The organism is Salinicola endophyticus (genome assembly GCF_003206575.1).
In the GTDB taxonomy this organism is placed as follows: Bacteria; Pseudomonadota; Gammaproteobacteria; order Pseudomonadales; family Halomonadaceae; genus Salinicola; species Salinicola endophyticus.
In genome coordinates this window covers 275,992-292,127 of the sequence record NZ_PZJO01000004.1, presented here as the reverse complement: position 1 = coordinate 292,127, position 16,136 = coordinate 275,992, and the positions used below count along the sequence as shown (strand labels likewise).

11 protein-coding genes are annotated in these 16,136 nt (G+C 67.1%); 4 read left to right on the top strand and 7 right to left on the bottom strand.

From position 1 onward, the window contains the following. Positions 1-114 precede the first annotated feature (114 nt). Positions 115-1,221 (bottom strand): hybrid-cluster NAD(P)-dependent oxidoreductase, encoded by a 1,107-nt coding sequence (locus DOM66_RS10665; protein ID WP_110675432.1) that lies wholly within the window; start codon positions 1,219-1,221, stop codon positions 115-117. 358 nt (positions 1,222-1,579) lie between these two features. Between DOM66_RS10665 and DOM66_RS10660 the strand changes: the two genes are divergently transcribed. Further along, the gene (locus DOM66_RS10660; RefSeq protein ID WP_110675431.1) at positions 1,580-2,869 is read left to right on the top strand and encodes an aromatic ring-hydroxylating oxygenase subunit alpha; all 1,290 of its coding nucleotides are present in this window, start codon (positions 1,580-1,582) and stop codon (positions 2,867-2,869) included. 164 nt (positions 2,870-3,033) lie between these two features. Here DOM66_RS10660 and DOM66_RS10655 read toward each other — a convergent pair whose 3' ends face one another. After that, a complete protein-coding gene (locus DOM66_RS10655) occupies positions 3,034-5,142 on the bottom strand; it encodes a TonB-dependent receptor (RefSeq protein ID WP_157959035.1) in 2,109 nt (702 codons plus the stop codon). A 360-nt stretch (positions 5,143-5,502) separates the two neighbouring features. Between DOM66_RS10655 and DOM66_RS10650 the strand changes: the two genes are divergently transcribed. Then, complete coding sequence (locus DOM66_RS10650; RefSeq protein WP_157959034.1) at positions 5,503-6,402, top strand: ABC transporter substrate-binding protein; 900 nt, start codon at positions 5,503-5,505, stop codon at positions 6,400-6,402. After that, complete coding sequence (fhuB, locus tag DOM66_RS10645) at positions 6,399-8,432, top strand: Fe(3+)-hydroxamate ABC transporter permease FhuB (protein WP_245392412.1); 2,034 nt, start codon at positions 6,399-6,401, stop codon at positions 8,430-8,432. Before DOM66_RS10650 ends, fhuB begins: the two co-directional genes overlap by 4 nt. 51 nt (positions 8,433-8,483) lie before the next feature. Here the strand turns inward: fhuB and DOM66_RS10640 are convergent, their stop codons facing one another. Further along, positions 8,484-8,729, bottom strand: a complete 246-nt coding sequence (locus tag DOM66_RS10640; protein ID WP_110675428.1) for a hypothetical protein — start codon at positions 8,727-8,729, stop codon at positions 8,484-8,486. Between the two features lie 216 nt (positions 8,730-8,945). Between DOM66_RS10640 and DOM66_RS10635 the strand changes: the two genes are divergently transcribed. Continuing rightward, entirely contained in the window at positions 8,946-9,581 is a 636-nt protein-coding gene (locus DOM66_RS10635) for a transglutaminase-like cysteine peptidase (protein ID WP_110690106.1), read from the top strand. A 37-nt stretch (positions 9,582-9,618) separates the two neighbouring features. On the opposite strand, the gene DOM66_RS10630 is transcribed toward DOM66_RS10635, so the two are convergent. The 4 genes from DOM66_RS10630 to dgcA form a co-directional block, all read right to left on the bottom strand. Next, positions 9,619-10,485, bottom strand: a complete 867-nt coding sequence (locus tag DOM66_RS10630; protein ID WP_110675426.1) for an adenine nucleotide alpha hydrolase family protein — start codon at positions 10,483-10,485, stop codon at positions 9,619-9,621. Continuing rightward, positions 10,472-11,770 carry an FAD-binding protein gene (locus DOM66_RS10625; RefSeq protein WP_110690105.1) on the bottom strand — a complete coding sequence of 433 codons (1,299 nt, stop codon included), beginning with the start codon at positions 11,768-11,770 and terminating at the stop codon, positions 10,472-10,474. Before DOM66_RS10625 ends, DOM66_RS10630 begins: the two co-directional genes overlap by 14 nt. Then, positions 11,767-13,749, bottom strand: a complete 1,983-nt coding sequence (locus DOM66_RS10620; RefSeq protein WP_110690104.1) for a (Fe-S)-binding protein — start codon at positions 13,747-13,749, stop codon at positions 11,767-11,769. The genes DOM66_RS10625 and DOM66_RS10620 overlap by 4 nt, the downstream gene beginning before the upstream one ends. Before the next feature lie 221 nt (positions 13,750-13,970). Beyond that, complete coding sequence (gene dgcA / locus DOM66_RS10615) at positions 13,971-16,040, bottom strand: dimethylglycine demethylation protein DgcA (RefSeq protein ID WP_110675423.1); 2,070 nt, start codon at positions 16,038-16,040, stop codon at positions 13,971-13,973. Positions 16,041-16,136 lie beyond the last annotated feature (96 nt).

Sequence of the window (16,136 nt, the reverse complement as noted above, 5' to 3'; positions counted from 1 at the left end):
CGGCGTCCGGAACCGGCCGCGCAGCCATGGCGAGGCCGGTGCCCGGTTCTCGCGAGCAGAACTCGCGCCTGCAGGCGACCTGACCCGGCCGCGTGGCCGGGGCAGGAGCGGCACTCAGTAGTCGATCACCACCTTGCCCTTGGGCTTGGAGCAGCAGGAGAGAATGTAACCTTCGGCTTCGTCCTCCTCGGTGATCCCGCCGTTGTGCTCCATCTCCACCTCGCCTTCGAGCTTCATCACCCGGCAGGTGCCGCAGATGCCCATACCGCACGCCTTGGGAATGTGCAGCCCCAGCTTGGCAGCGGCGGCGTGGATGGTCTCGTTGTCGCTGATGCGAATGCTCTTGCCGCTGCTGGCGAACTCCACCGGGGTCAGATCGGCGACATCGACCTCTTCCGCCGCCGCCTCGGCCTGCTCGGCCAGCTCGATGACATCCTCCTGGACACCCAGCGGCGTGGCGCCGAAGGACTCCTGGTGGTAGTGGGCCATGTCGAAGCCATCTTCCAGCAGCACCTGACGCACCGCCTGCATGAACGGCGCCGGGCCGCAGCAGAAGATTTCGCGTTCGAGATAGTCCGGCGCCATCAGGCTCAGCATCTGGCGCGACAGATAGCCACGGAAACCGGCCCAGGCCTGGCTCAGCTCGTCGCTGCGCTCGCACACGATGTGCAGGCGGAACTCCGGCAGCCGCGAGAACATGTGCACCAGCTCACGGTGGTAGATGATGTCGTTGGGCGCCTGCGAGCAGTGCACGAACTCCAGATCCACCGCGGCATTGGTGTCGAAGAACCAGCGCGTCATCGACATCAGCGGGGTGATGCCGACCCCGCCGGAGAGCAGCAGCACCTTCTCCGCCGGGTGATCGATGACGTTGAAGTCGCCCACCGGACCGTGCACGACCATCTCGTCGCCGGCGCTGAGGTTGTCGTGCAGCCAGTTGGAGACCTGCCCGCCCGGCAAGCGCTTGACCGTGATCGAGAAGCTGTAGGGGATCGAGGGCGAACTCGAGATGGTGTAGGAACGCATCACCGGCTTGCCCGCGATTTCCAGCTCCAGGGTGACGAACTGCCCCGGCTTGAAGAAGAACATTACCGGCTGATCGGCCATGAAACAGAAAGTCTTGACGTTCCAAGTCTCTTGGATGACTTTGACGCAGCGCACCTGGTGGCGGCCGTTGGTCCAGGTCTGAGTTGTGACCGGATTGAAAAATTGCATCGTCATGGCACTCGATCAGGGGAAGCGGCCACAGCGCCCACTTCCGGTGGGTTACCTCATGGCCGGATTCTGAGCACGCCGGCCAGGTACGACTTTCCCGTCAACGACATGGGCATGCCAGCCACCCCCACCCTGAGCACTCTTTCGTCGATTTGGCCGCTCCGCCGAGCCCGAGGGAAAACGCCGGCGGTCGCCCTGGTATCGACGAATGTCGCGGCTGGACAACTTCCAAGCTATCGCCTGAGCGACACTCCGCCGAACGGATCGAATCGCTACTGCCTAGCCGCGCGCCGCCACACCCAGGTCGATCCCGCCGATGGGCTCGGGAAAGACCCACAATATATTGTTTGATGAGGATGCGACCATGTCACCACTTCCACGCGACAGCCTGGATGACGCTCTCAGCGCGACCCGCAAGGCCGTGGCGGATATGCTGGAACAGCGTAACCCGACCTATTCACTGCCCCAACCCTTCTACAACGACCCGCGGCTGTTCCAGGTCGATATGGAAGAGATCTTCGAGAAGCAGTGGCTGTTCGCCGGCATGAGCTGCGAGATTCCCGCCAAGGGCAACTACTTCAAGCTCGAAGTGGGCAGCAACTCGATCATCGTGCTGCGCGGTGCCGAGAACAAGATTCACGCCTTCCACAATGTCTGTCGCCACCGCGGCTCGCGCCTGTGTCTCAAGGACAAGGGCAAGGTGGCCAAGCTGGTCTGCCCCTACCACCAGTGGACCTACGAACTCGACGGCCGCCTGCTGTTCGCCGGCAGCGACATGGGCGACGACTTCGACATGAGCGCCTTCGGCCTCAAGCCGGTGGCGGTGAAGAGCGCCGGCGGATTCGTGTTCATCAACCTGAGCGAGAACCCCGAGCCGATCGACGACTTCCTGGTCTCGCTCGAGCACTACCTCTCGCCCTACGAGATGGACAACGTCAAGGTCGCGGTGGAGTCCAACATCGTCGAGCGCTGCAACTGGAAGCTGGTGATCGAGAACAATCGCGAGTGCTACCACTGCAGCGGTGCGCACCCGGAGCTGCTCAACTCGCTGATCGAGTTCGATGACACCGACGACCCGCGCTCCACCGGCGAGTACCGCGATCTGGTCGCGCGCAAGCAGGCCGACTGGACCGCCTGCGAGGTGCCCTGGCAGCTGGCGCGCTTCGGCAAGCGCAACCGCCTGACGCGCACGCCGCTGCTCGACGGTATCGTCTCGATGACCATGGATGGCAAGCCCGGCTGCAACAAGCTGATGGGGAACATCCCCAACCCCGACATGGGCTCGCTGCGCATCCTGCACCTGCCCAACTCGTGGAACCACTTCATGGGCGACCACGCGGTGGTCTTCCGTGTCCTGCCGCTGGGCCCGCAGGAGACCCTGGTCACCACCAAGTGGCTGGTGCACAAGGACGCCGTGGAAGGCGTCGACTACGACCCGGCGCGCCTGCGCCAGGTGTGGGATGCCACCAACGATCAGGATCGCCGCCTGGCGGAAGAGAACCAGCTCGGCATCAACTCGCTGGCCTATCAGCCCGGCCCCTACTCGCAGACCTACGAGTTCGGCGTCATCGACTTCGTCAACTGGTACAGCGAAACCATGCGAGAGAACCTGGGCGTGGAAGCCTCGGCCCCGCTGCAGGTGGCATCTCAGTAACTCCGTGGCGCTCAGTGCGTGATTCACTGACGCCAGACTCATGAAGCCAGACCCATGAAAAAGGCGCCTCCCTCGGGAGGCGCCTTTTTTGCTGATGGTCATGACATCCACGAGCTCGGGTTGGCAAGAACCATCGCCGAGCCTAGGCGGTTTTCGTACAGAGCCTAGAACTCCACCGTTGCCGACAGCTTCAACGTCCGCGGTTCGCCCTGGATCAGGTAACCGGCAAAGGCCGTGGAGGCACCAGCCCAGTAATCCTCGTCGGTGACGTTGTCGACACCGGCACGCCATACCCAGTTCGCACCACCGATCGGCGTGGTATAGCGCACGCCCAGGTCGAGCCGCGTCCACGGGTCCAGTTCGAGATCGTTCCCGGCATCGGCATACTGCGTCCCGGTATGAATGACACGCCCGGTCGCGGTGAGACGATCGACATGCGGGATATCCCATTCGCTGCCCAGGACGACACGGTACTCGGGCACGCCGGTCGCATGGTTGCCTTCGGTGCCGTCCTGGGTCTTGGTCAGCTCGGCATCGATCCAGGTCGCGCTGCTGAACAGACGCAGGCCCTCCAGGGGTTCACCGTAGAGGCTGAGCTCGACACCGCGGTTGCGCTGCTCGTTATCCAGCCCCCCAACACCATCGACGACGGCTGCCGTCGGTAGCTTGATCTGAAACAGGCTGATACCGCCGCCGATGTTGCCATAATCGAACTTGCTGCCCACTTCATACTGCTTGGCGTGGGCGATACCCAGGTACTGGCCATAGTTCGAGGCGCTGGTATCGTTGACGGTGCCACCATTCTGCAGCGCTTCGACATAGTTGGCGTAGAGCGACACGTTGGACGTCGCCTTGAAGACGACACCCACCGCGGGCGTCACTCGGCGGTCGGCATAACGATCATTGCCACCCGCGTTGGGGCGCTCGTCGACTTCCAGCTCCTGATAGCGGGCGCCCAGGGTCAGCAAGACGCGATCATTCAGGAAGCCCAGCGTGTCGCTCAGGGTGACACCTTGAGAGCGGGTGCGCGTCACGCTGCCACCCACAAAAGAAGGGTCGCCTGCTGGCCGTGACAGATCCCGGGGGTCGTAGATATTGGTCGTGCCCGCCGCCAGTGAACTCCAGTCGGTATCGAACTTGCGGTAGGCACTGGAGTAGGCGAGCGTCACGTCGTGGCTCACCGGCCCGGTGACCACATAGCCACGGATCCCCGCCTGACTGGCGAAGTTGTCGATATGATTAGCGGTCTCGAAATCGTTGACGCTGGCGTTGCCGTTGTCATCGGTCAGGCTCGGATTCGCCGAGACGATATGTTCGATCGTGCGGTTGCCGCCGAGCGCCGCAAAAGCGGTCCAGTCGTCGTTCAGATCATACTCACCCCGCACCATGCCGAAATGGGTCTCGAGCGCGGAGCCACCGAAGGCAGGCGTGTAGTTCGAGGAGGCATCCGGGACCGAGGGCACTTTTGTCGCCGCCCCGGTGTAGAGGCTGGACCGGGCTCCCTCCAGCGTCGATTTCTGGTGACCGACATCGAACAGCACGCGTCCACGCTCGCCACGATAGTCGAGGCCGACGACGACCGAGGTATCGCGCTGGCTCTCGTCATCGATGGCGGTATCGCCACGACCTCGGACAGCACTGACCCGCGCGCCCCACTGTTTCTGGTCACCGAAGCGCCGGCTCGCATCGACACCCACCTCTCCATAGCTGTCGGAACGATAGCCGCTGGAGAGCTTGAGCATCGGCTCATTACCGGCGTGCTTGGGTTCGATGTTGACGGTGCCACCGATACCGCCATTGCCACCGATGGGAATACCGGAGGTGAAAGCACTGGCTCCCTTGAACACCTCGATGCGTTCGGCAATATCGCTGTTGATGAGCTGGCGGGGTAGCACGCCGTAGAGGCCACCGTAAGCCACATCGTCGCCGGTCAGGTTGAAGCCGCGAATCTTGAACGCTTCACCGTAGATGCCATAACCCTGCCCCACGCTGACAGAAGCGTCGTTTTGCAGCGTATCGCCCAGGGTCTGAGACTGCTGATTCTCGATCAATTTGCTGGTGTAACTGGTGACGCTGAACGGGATGTCCATGGCATCCTTTTCACCCAGCAGGCCGACACGCCCGCCGGCGGCGATCTGGCCACCGGCAAAAGCCGGCGGCGGCGTGTCGCCATAGGTCGGTACCGTACTGGTGACGGTCACGGTGTCGAGGGACTGGTTTGCACCGGCGGAGCTCTGCGCCCAGGCCGGCGCGGCCAAGGGTGTGCTCCCCATGGCAACGATCGTCAGCACAAGACGAGCCTGAAGCCGGCTCGCCGAAGAAGAGTTCCCTGATGACATGATCTAGACCCATTGTTTTAAGGATGTGGCGCCTGGCACGAGCCGCTCACAGAGCGCCCGAATCGAACGTATGCACCACGTCGGGCCCATTCTAGCCAGCTTTCCCAGGGATGAAAATGCGAATACTTCTTATAAGTACTTACTGGCGCTATCAGCAAGGCGATTGATAACGATTGTCATTCGATCTACCATCACTCGCGGTCGCCAGCCCCGGCAGGCGGCCCGTCAACCGCCCATGCCACCACGCGAGGCCGGGCATCCCACGCTCGACCCCCGCTGTCAGGAACCGTCACGTTGCCGCGAGCTCGCCCTTCACGCCCAGCCGTCGTCACCCGAATCGCGCTGCTGGTGGGCGTGTGGCTGCTGCTGACGGCATCCACCCAGGCCGCCGCCGCGCCGCGGATCGCCGCCGCCAACTGGTCCTCCGCCGAGACGCTGATCGCACTCGGCATCGTCCCCTATGCGGTGGCGGACATCGCCAACTATCGCAAGTGGGTCAGAGTTCCGGCGATACCGACAGAGACGATCGACATGGGCCTGCGCAATCAGCCCAATCTCGAACTCCTGGCCCAGCGCCCGCCGGATCTGCTGCTGACCAGTGCCCTGTTCGTGCGCGACAGCGCACGTCTTGCGCGGCTGATGCCGGTGGAGATCGTGGACAACTTCTATACCGGCAAGGATTACTTCGCCGGCACCTGCGCCATGACCCGCCACATCGGCCAGCTGGTGGGCCGGGAGGCGGCGGCCGAGGCGTTGATCACACGCACCGAAGCGCAGCTCGCGGCGGCGGCCAACGCGCTCGCCGATAGCCCCCGGCCGGTCTACGTGGTGCAGTTCAGCGATGCCCAGCACGTGCGCGTCTTCGGCGCCGGCGGCATGGTCGGCACCCTGTTCGAGCGCACCCCGCTCATCAATGCCTGGCAGGGGCCGACCAATGGCTGGGGCTTCGCCAGCGTGCCGATCACCCGCCTGGCCGAGCACCCCGAGGCGCGCATCGTGGTGATCAAGCCCTACCCGCGCAACGTCGCGGCCGAACTCGCCGACAACCGGGTCTGGCAACTGCTGCCCGCGGTGCGTGCCGGCCGCGTCAGCGAGATCGAGCCGGTGTGGACCTTCGGCGGCCTGTCGTCGCTATCGCGCCTGACCCACGAACTGGTGGCGGCACTGCACCCCGCGGCGCCGGAGCAACCATGAGCAAACCCTCCCTTCAGCGCCCGCCCCCGCACCGCGCCCTGCTGCGTCGCTCGCCCCTGGGGCTGGTCGCGGCCATGGCCGCGCTCGCCGCGGTGCTTGGCTATCTCACCCTGGCGTCACAGTTCGGCGATCTCGCCGGCCACTGGTGGCAGGCGGCGGTCGCCCCGGATGATGTAGATATCCGCCAGGTGGTGCTCCACTACACCTTCCTGCCACGCCTGTGCGTGGCGCTGCTGAGCGGTGCCGCACTGGCGCTGGCCGGCTGCCTGATGCAGCAGGTGCTGCGCAACCCGCTCGCCTCGCCGGCCACCCTGGGGGTGGCCAGCGGCGCCCAACTGGCGCTGGTGATCGCCACCCTGTGGGGGCCGAGCTGGCTGCTGGCGGGACGCGAGTGGATCGCCCTGGGCGGCGGTCTGCTGGCCACTCTGGTGGTGCTGTCGCTCTCCTGGCGCCGACGGTTGGCACCGATGGTGGTAGTGCTCTCCGGCATGGTGGTGAGCCTCTACATCAGCGCCCTCAACAGCGCGCTGCTGCTGTTCCATCAGGAGAGCCTCGCCGGGCTGTTCATCTGGGGTTCGGGATCGCTGTCCCAGAACAACTGGGAGGACACCCGCTTCCTGCTCGCGCGCCTGCTGATCGCGCTGGGGCTGGCGTTCATCCTGCTGCGTCCGCTGGCGCTGCTCGATCTCGAGGAGGAGGGTGCCAAGAGCCTGGGGATCTCGCTGCGCAACCTGCGCATCGCCGGACTCGGGCTGGGCATCTTCATCACCGCCTGCGTGGTCAGCGCGGTAGGCCTGATCGGCTTCGTCGGGCTCGCCGCGCCGGCCATCGCGCGCCTGGCCGGGGCCCGCACTCTGGGCCAGCGGCTGGGCTGGTCGATGGCGATCGGCGCCCTGCTGCTGCTGCTGACCGATCTGGTGGTGCAGCAGCTCTCGCCGCTGACCGCCTCGCTGCTGCCCACCGGGGCGATGACCGCGGCCCTCGGTGCGCCCCTGCTGCTGTGGCTGCTGCCCCGGCTCAAGCTGGCCGGCACACGCCCCCAGCCGAGCGCCGGACTGACCCTGCCGCAGCACGCCGACCCGCACCGCAGGCTATGGCTGCTGGGCCTGCTGGCCGTGGTCGCCGTGGTGTTGGCGCTGGGCTTCGGCTTCAGCCTCGATGCCCAGGGCGCCCACCCGGCCTGGATGGGCTGGGACCAGCTCGACCTGGTGATCGACTGGCGCCTGCCACGGGTCGTCACCGCCGCCGCCGCCGGGCTGCTGCTGGCCGCCGCCGGCACCCTGCTGCAGCGCATGACCGGCAACCCCATGGCGAGCCCGGAAGTGCTGGGGATCAGCGCCGGGGTAGCCATCGGTGTCATCGCGCTGATGCTGCTGCCGCTGGGGATCGCGCCGCTGAGCGGTGGGGTCACCGGCTTTGCCGGCGCCGTGGCCGCCCTGCTGCTGCTGGTGGCGTGCAACCGGCGCAGCGGCTTCGTGCCGGAGCGGCTGCTGCTGACCGGGATCGCGATCACCGCTCTGCTCGACGCCCTGCGCGCCATCGTGCTCTCGAGCAACGACCCGCGGGCCCAGGAGCTGCTGGCGTGGCTGGGTGGCTCGACCTACTACGCCAGTCTCACCTCGGCGAGCGTGATCGCCGTGGTGGCGCTGACGCTGTTCGCAATCACCCTGCCGCTGAGTCGCTGGCTGACGCTACTGCCACTCGGCGCACCCACGGCCAGGGCGCTGGGGGTGGACGTGGATCGTAGCCGGCTGGTGCTGCTGGCACTGGTGGCGCTGCTCACCGTCGCCGCCACTCTGGTGGTGGGGCCGCTCTCCTTCATCGGCCTGCTGGCACCGCACATGGCGCGCCTGATGGGCCTGCATCGGGCCCGCCATCAGCTGCTCGGGGCCGGGCTGCTGGGTATCGTGGTGATGGTGCTGGCGGACTGGCTGGGGCGTAATCTGTTCTTCCCCTACCAGCTGCCGGCGGGGCTGATTGCGGCCCTGATCGGGGGGATGTATTTTATGTGGGGCTTGCGCAAGATTTGAGCGGCCGCGGTGCCCGGCACGGGCACCGCGGGGAGAGAAGAGCCCGTCTCTTCAGTGCCCGTCGAAGGCGGGCAGCAGGTGCTGATCGATGGCGGCTTTGACCGACGGCAGCAGCATGTCGCTCTGCTCGGTCATCTCGCGGATCGCCGCCGGCAGTTCGGGCACGCGTCCGGCCCGGTAGCAGCCCGCGGCCAGCCGGGCACAGGTCTCCGGACAGGCGGCCTCGGGCACGTGTACGCCCAGCGCGACCAGCCGCTGGCGGAAATCCTCGCCGTCGACGAGATTGACTATCATCATGCAACACCTCCTCGGATCTGATCGGACTCAGGCCATGCCGACCTCGGACATCCTTCGGCAGCAGGCCAGCGGCTCGCCGCCGCCGCGCTGATCGCTATTTACCGCACCATTGATGGCTTATTGCACTATTTACTGCACTCGACCGCGACGGGTCGATACGCGTATCGTCTGACTGTCGCTCCCGGGACAGTCGACGTCCGCCACGGAAATCTCCGCATGCTCTCATCCGCCGCCAAGGCCCCGCTGCACCGGCGACTACCCGCCCTGCTCCTGCTTCTGTTGGGCAGCGCGATCGCCCCGGCGGCCAGCGCCGGCAGCTTCACCTACTGGGACGACCCCAGCGCCTCGGCGGTGACCCTCACCCGCGCTCAGTTCGTCACTAAGGCCAAGCGTCTGCAAGGCAGAGAACGGCTGGTCTACGTCAATCGAGTGGTCAACAATGCCGCCCGCCAGCAGGTCGAGAAGGTGGATACCTGGAAGGGCTTCGACCGCCTGGTGAGCGACGGCTACGGCGACTGCGAGGACTTCGCCATCGCCAAGTATCAGATCCTGCTCCAGGCGGGCACGCCGACGTCACGCCTGGATTTCCTCGCCGCCGACGACACCCTCACCCCGACCTATCACGCGGTGCTGCGCTACCGCCAGGACGACGGCAGCCATTTGATCCTCGACAATCTGACGCTGATGATGCTGCCGGAGTCGAAGCGCACCGACCTGAAACCGCTGGTGACCTTCGACCGGACCCACGCCGCCTACTTCCACGACGGCGCCTTCAAGCCGGTGGCGCCGAGCCGCATCGTGCTCGGCGGACAGCCGCTCTCGGAGAGAATGCCGAAGCTGCTCGACTACTGAGGCAGGCGCCGCTGGCGACACCCGCGGCTGGCCGGATTCAGGCGGATGGCTGGCCCTCCTCCCCGGGCTGTACCGCCGGCAGCACCTTTTCGGCGCGCAGATAGTCGATCAGCTTCTGCGCTGCCTCGTCCGACGAGAGATCGGTGAGCACCTGCCCCCCGGAAGCCGCCGACTTGGCCGCCGCCGCCTTGAAGCGGTCGCGGGCGTTGGTGGACTTGACCACCTTGAGGCGCTTGGGCCGCGCCCGCGCCGGCTGCCACTGCCACGCCGCCTGCAGCGTATCGGGCTCGGCCGTGACATTCGTCACCGCCTCTACCCGCCCGCGTCGGGAGGGGCCGAAAGCGCTCTGGCGCGGCATCGGTGCCACACCGTCGACACACAGCAGACACGGCAGGCGCACTTCTAGCCGCCGCCGCTGCCCTTGGGGCAGCGCCTGCAGCACGGTGATGCGATCGCCCTCGCAGTGCTCGATCGCGGCAACCCCGGTGGCCACCGCCCAGCCCAGCCGCTCCGCCAGCAGATAGGGCAGCAGGCCCGAGCCCTCACCGCACTCGGCGCGCTGCCCGGTCAGCACCAAGTTGGCGCCATAGGCCTCGAGCCAGGTCGCCAGCAGCGGCACGGCGTCGTCGCCGGCGGCCATCGGCAGCAGCGAGAGCTCACCGGGCCCACCGGCCCCGTCCAGGCCGTGGAACATGCCCAGATACTCCGGCAGCGCCGCATCCTCGGCATCGCCGGCGTGGGCCAGATGCAGCGAAGCCCCCGCCAGCGCCAGCCCCATCTCCACCGCGCGGGCGTCCTCCCGCGCCCGTCCGGCGCGTCCGGAGACCGGGTGGCGACCGCTGGAGACCAGCGCCACGACCCTGGCCTCGCCGGCAGCGTTGCGACTGCGCTCAGGCTGCGTCATGTCGCACCTCCTCGTGCCGGCTGTCGCCGCTCTCGGGTTGGGGTTGGCCCAGTTGGGCGCAGACCGCCGCCAGCACCGCGTCACCATCGCCGATGATGGCGAAATCGGCGCGCTTGACCATGTCGCAGCTCGGGTCGCTGTTGATCGCGACCACGCGCTGACACTTGGTGATGCCCTGCAGGTGCTGCACCGCGCCGGAGATGCCCACCGCGACATAGCAGCTCGCGCTGACGAAGGTGCCGGTGGCCCCGACCTGGCGCGAGCGCGGCATGTAGCCGTCATCGACGGCCACCCGCGAGGCGCCCTCGCTGGCACCCAGCACCCGGGCGGCGTGGTGGTAGCCATCCCAGTCGCTGACGCCGCGGCCGGCGGAGAGAATGAAGGGCGCCTGGGCCAGCGGAATCTGCTGCGGATCCACCGCGACCCGGCCGAGATCGGCGACACCTGCCGCCCGCTCGTCGCTGGCCGACAGCTCATGATCCAGCGCATCGAGATCCAGCAGCGTCGCCGCGTGAAGGGTCTCGCTGACCGGCTCGGCGCACTCCGGCAGCGCCAGCAGCACACGCGCCACCTCGCGCTGGATGTCCTGACGGTCACCGGCCCGGGAGAGGGTCTGGCCATCGGCGAACTGCCACACCCGGGTCGCCGCCCGCGCCGCGGCATCGCCAGCGAGCGCCAGCCGCGCGGCCAGGCGCCGGCCGAGATCGCCACCGCCGGGGAAGTCGTCGGCAAAGATCCAGTGCGCCGGGGCGAGCGCGGCTTCCATCGCCGCGAGTGCCGCCAGACGCGCCTCAGGCGCATAGCTGTCGGCCTCGACCCGGGAGGAGAGGTCGACCCGGCGGTCGGCGCCGGCCTCCTCGAGTCCGGCGACCTCGGTCTGGAAGGTGATCGCGACGACAGCCACCCCGGCCTCGGCACCGCCGCGGGCTTCGGCCAGCTGGCGCGCCAGCCCGAACAGGTCGCGGTCGTGATCGCTCAGGCGCCCTTCCGGCAGCTCCGGCACCACCGCGACATACGCCTGCGGCGCCTCGAGGCGGACCTGACGCCGGCTCGGCTCGGCGCTGGCCTGGGGGCCAGCCGACGCCGCAGCCTCGACGCTGGCCCCGCTGCGGTCGATGCGCTTGATGCCGTTGGGGCCGATCGCCCCCAGGGCGTGGGGATTGATCCGGGTCACCCCGTCGCCGCTGGTCCAGCGCCACGCCGGACGTGCGAACTCATGATGGCGCGGGTGCAGCCGATTGCGCCGGGCGCGTTCGGCGTGCGGGTCGAGTCGTCTGACACTCATGCCGGCACCTCCTCAGGGGCTTCGGTACTGGTACGCGCAGTCGGCGCCGCGGACGGCTCCACCAGCGCGGCGGCGACCAGCTCGGCAAGATCCTTGACCTGGGGCCGCGGCTCGACCACGCCCTCGAGCATCGCAGTGCACTGGGGGCAGGCCACGGCGACGGTGGTCGCCCCGGTCTCACGCACATCCTCCATGCGCATGTCGGGAATACGCGCCTTGCCGGGCACGTCGGAGAGCGCGGCACCGCCGCCGCCGCCACAGCAGCGCGAGCGGTAGCCGGAGCGCTCCATCTCGGCGACCTCGACGCCGAGCGCGGCGAGCACCTGACGTGGCGCGGCGAACTCCCCGTTGTAGCGGCCCAGATAGCAGGGGTCGTGATAGGTCACCGTCTCGCCGGGCTCGGCGGCCTTGACGCTGAGCCGGCCGGCGTCGAACAGCTCGGCGATGAAGGTCGAGTGGTGCTTGACCACGTAGTCGCCGCCGAAGGCGCCGTACTCGCGCCCCAGCACGTGGAAGCTGTGCGGGTCGGCGGTGACGATGCGCTGGAAGCGATAGCGCGACAGGGTGGCGATATTGCGCTCGGCGAGGCGCTGGAAGGTGGCCTCGTCGCCCAGGCGCCGGGCGACGTCGCCGCTGTCGCGCTCTTCGTCACCCAGCACGGCGAAGTCCACACCACCAGCGCGCAGGATCTTGACCAGGGCGCGCAGGGTGCGCTGGTTGCGCATGTCGAAGGCGCCGTCACCCAACCACAGCAGGACGTCGACCCCTTCCGGACGCTGCTGGATGCGCGGAATATCGAGATCCGCCGCCCAGTCCAGACGCGAGGCGTTGTCGAGCCCGCCGGGGTTGTCGGTGGCGATCAGGTTGTCGATCGCCGCGGCGCCCTTCTCCGGGGTCTCGCCCCGTTCCAGCGTGATGAAGCGGCGCATGTCGACGATGGCATCGACGTGCTCGATCATCATCGGGCACTCCTCGACACAGGCGCGGCAGGTGGTGCACGCCCACAGGGTCTGCGCCTCCACCAGTTGCGGCACGATGGCATCAGAGGGGCCGCCATGGTGCTTGCCGACCTCGATGCCGGGATAGCCGGAACCGGCGTAGCGGGCATCGCTGCCGCCGGCCATGCCCACGACCATGTCCTGGATCAGCTTCTTGGGATTGAGCGGCTGGCCGGCGGCGTAGGCCGGGCAGACGCTCTGGCAGCGTCCGCACTGGACGCAGGCGTCGAAGCCCAGCAGCTGCTCCCATTGGAAATCGGCGGGCTTCTCCACGCCGAGCGTCTTCGCCGTGAGATCGAGCGGGAAGAGCGCGGTGGAGCGGCTGCCGCGATGGACATCGTGCGCCACGTCGCGGTGCTGGTCATCGAACCGCTCGGGGCGGCGGTGGAAGGCCAGATGGAAGGAGCCGGCGAAGGCGTGCTTCATCGGCCCGCCCCAGCCCATGCCGATCAGCATCTCGGCCAGCCCCCAGGCGACCAGGGCCAGCAGGATCAGGGCCAGCACGCCGCCACCCAGCAGGGTCGGCGCCACGCCCACCAGCGGCAGGCTGACCAGGAACATCCCCACCGAGTAGGCGAGCAGGCTTTTCGACAGCCGCTGCCAGGGGCCCTTGGAGAGCTTGGCCGGCGGATCGATGCGCCGCCGATTGACCGCCAGGGCGCCGATGAACATGCACAGGCTCGCCGCCAGCAGCAGCCCGCCGAGAATCGGGTTGTGCCAGCCGAAGCCGTGGACCACCAACGCCAGCGCCATGGCGGCGACGAAGCCCCCGGCGGTGGCCACGTGGGTATGCGCGATCGCCTTGTCGCGGGCGACCACATGGTGCAGGTCATTGAGATAGCGCTTGGGCATCAGCACGAGCCGATGCCACCGCATCGGCGTGCGCCGCCCCTGGCGCCACAGCCGGATGCGGCGCACCGCGCCCGCCGCACCCACCGCCAGCGCGGCAAAGATCAGAATGGGGAGTAGCGTCTGCAGCATCGGACTTCTCCGGAAATCGCACCGACCAAGAAAGCGTATCGGATCGGGTTGGCGAGAGGCGGTCGCAAAAGCGCGTACCGCCCTGTCACCAGGCTAGAGAAAGCGTCATGAGCGACGCTCAGGCGCGGCGAAGGACGGCGAGCCAGCGGAGTGGACGTGTTTGTCCATGAGCATGGCGAGCCGGGCTTCAACAATGCCTGAGCGAGCGCAATCGCTTTGCACTAAAAGTGCATGCACAGCCGCAAGGCATCGTAGATCGCCGCATGCGTATTCCGCTGCGCCACACAGTCACCGATCCGGAACAGCGCGAAGTCACCGCTCTCGGCCAGGGTCGGCTGGGGCGCGATCGCGTAGAGCGCCTCCAGATCCACCTGTCCGTGGTTGCGCGAGCGCGACTTGAGCGCGTAGTAGAGCGACTCGTCCGGGCGCACCCCGTTCTCGATCACCACCTGGTCGACCACCCGCTCCTCGTGCTCGCCGGTGTACTCGTTCTCGAACAGCGCCACCAGCTTGTCACCTTCGCGATAGACCTTGTGCAGCCCCAGGTCGCCGGTCATCACCACCGACTGCTGATAGAGGCTGCGGTAGTAGGTCGGGAAAGTGGTGCCGCCGATCGCCACGCCGGGTTTGGTGTCATCGGTGACGATCTCCACCGTGGCGCCCTTGCTGGCGAGATAGTCGGCGGTGGACATGCCGCTGAACTCGCACATGGTGTCGTAGACCAGCACGTTCTTGCCCGGCTCGACCTTGCCGCCGAGGATGTCCCAGCTGCTGACCACCAGACTCTCGTCAGAATTGTCCGAGTAGCCCCACTCCGGCACCTGTTCGAGGAACGGATGGCCGCCGTTGGCCAGCACCACCAGATCGGGCTGCAGGTCGCGCACCACCGAATCGTCGGCGCGGGTCTCGAGCTGGACATCGACGCCGAGGCGGGCCAGTTCCATCTCGTACCAGCGCGTGATACCGGCGATCTGGTCGCGCTGCGGGGCGCGTGCGGCGAGGGTGATCTGGCCGCCGAGCTGGGGCTCGGCTTCGATCAGGGTCACGTCGTGGCCGCGCTCGGCGCTGACCCGCGCTGCCTCCATGCCGCCGGGGCCGCCGCCGACCACCACCACGCGGCGCTTGGGTCCGCTGCTCTTCTCGATGATGTGCGGCAGGCCCATGTACTCGCGCGAGGTCGCCGCGTTCTGGATGCAGAGCACGTCGAGCCCCTGGTACTGGCGGTCGATGCAGTAGTTGGCGCCCACACACTGGCGGATCTGGTCGGTCTGGCCATCCTTGATCTTGGCGATGATGTGGGGGTCGGCGATATGAGCCCGGGTCATCCCCACCAGATCGACGTAGCCGCCCTCGAGAATGCGCTCGGCCTGGGTCGGGTCCTTGATGTTCTGGGCGTGGATGACCGGGACCGAAACCACCTCCTTGATGCCCGCAGCCAGATGCAGAAACGGCTCCGGCGGGTAGGACATGTTGGGGATGACGTTGGCCAGGGTATCGTGGGTATCGCAGCCGGAGCCGATCACGCCGAAGAAGTCGACCATGCCGGTGGCATCGTAGTAGGCGGCGATCTGCTTCATGTCGTCATGCGACAGACCATCGGGATGGAACTCGTCGCCGCAGATACGCATGCCGACGCAGAAGTCGTCGCCGACTTCGGCACGCACCGCCTTGAGCACTTCCATGCCGAAGCGCATGCGGTTCTCGAAGCTGCCGCCCCACTGGTCGGTGCGCTTGTTGACCCGCGGGCTCCAGAACTGATCGATCAAATGCTGGTGCACCGCGGAGAGCTCGCAGCCGTCCAGCCCACCCTCCTTGACCCGCCGCGCGCCCTGGGCGAAGTCACTGATGATGCGCCAGATCTCCTCCTCCTCGATGGTCTTGCAGGTGGCGCGGTGAACCGGCTCACGCAGCCCGGAGGGCGACACCAGGGTCGACCAGTTGTGGCCGTCCCAGCGCGAACGCCGACCCATGTGGGTGATCTGGATCATGATCTTGCCGCCATGCTTGTGCACGGCATCGGCGAGATTCTGGAAATGCGGAATGATGCGGTCGGTGGAGACGTTGACCGAGCTCCACCACTGCTGCGGGCTATCGATGGAGACCGGCGAGGAGCCGCCGCAGATGCAGAGCCCACAGCCACCTTTCGACTTCTCTTCGTAATACTTGACGTAGCGATCGGTGGTCATGCCACCGTCGGTGGCATAGACCTCGGCGTGGGCGGTACTGACCACACGGTTGCGGATCGTCAGCTTGCCGATCTGAATCGGCTTGAATAGCGCTTCATGGGCCATGGCCGGTCATCTCCTCGAACTCGCACTGCCCCTGGGTCAGGTGCGGCCGCCACGAGTTCTTCAGTACACGGAATTGCTTGAATTATTGGTATCTAT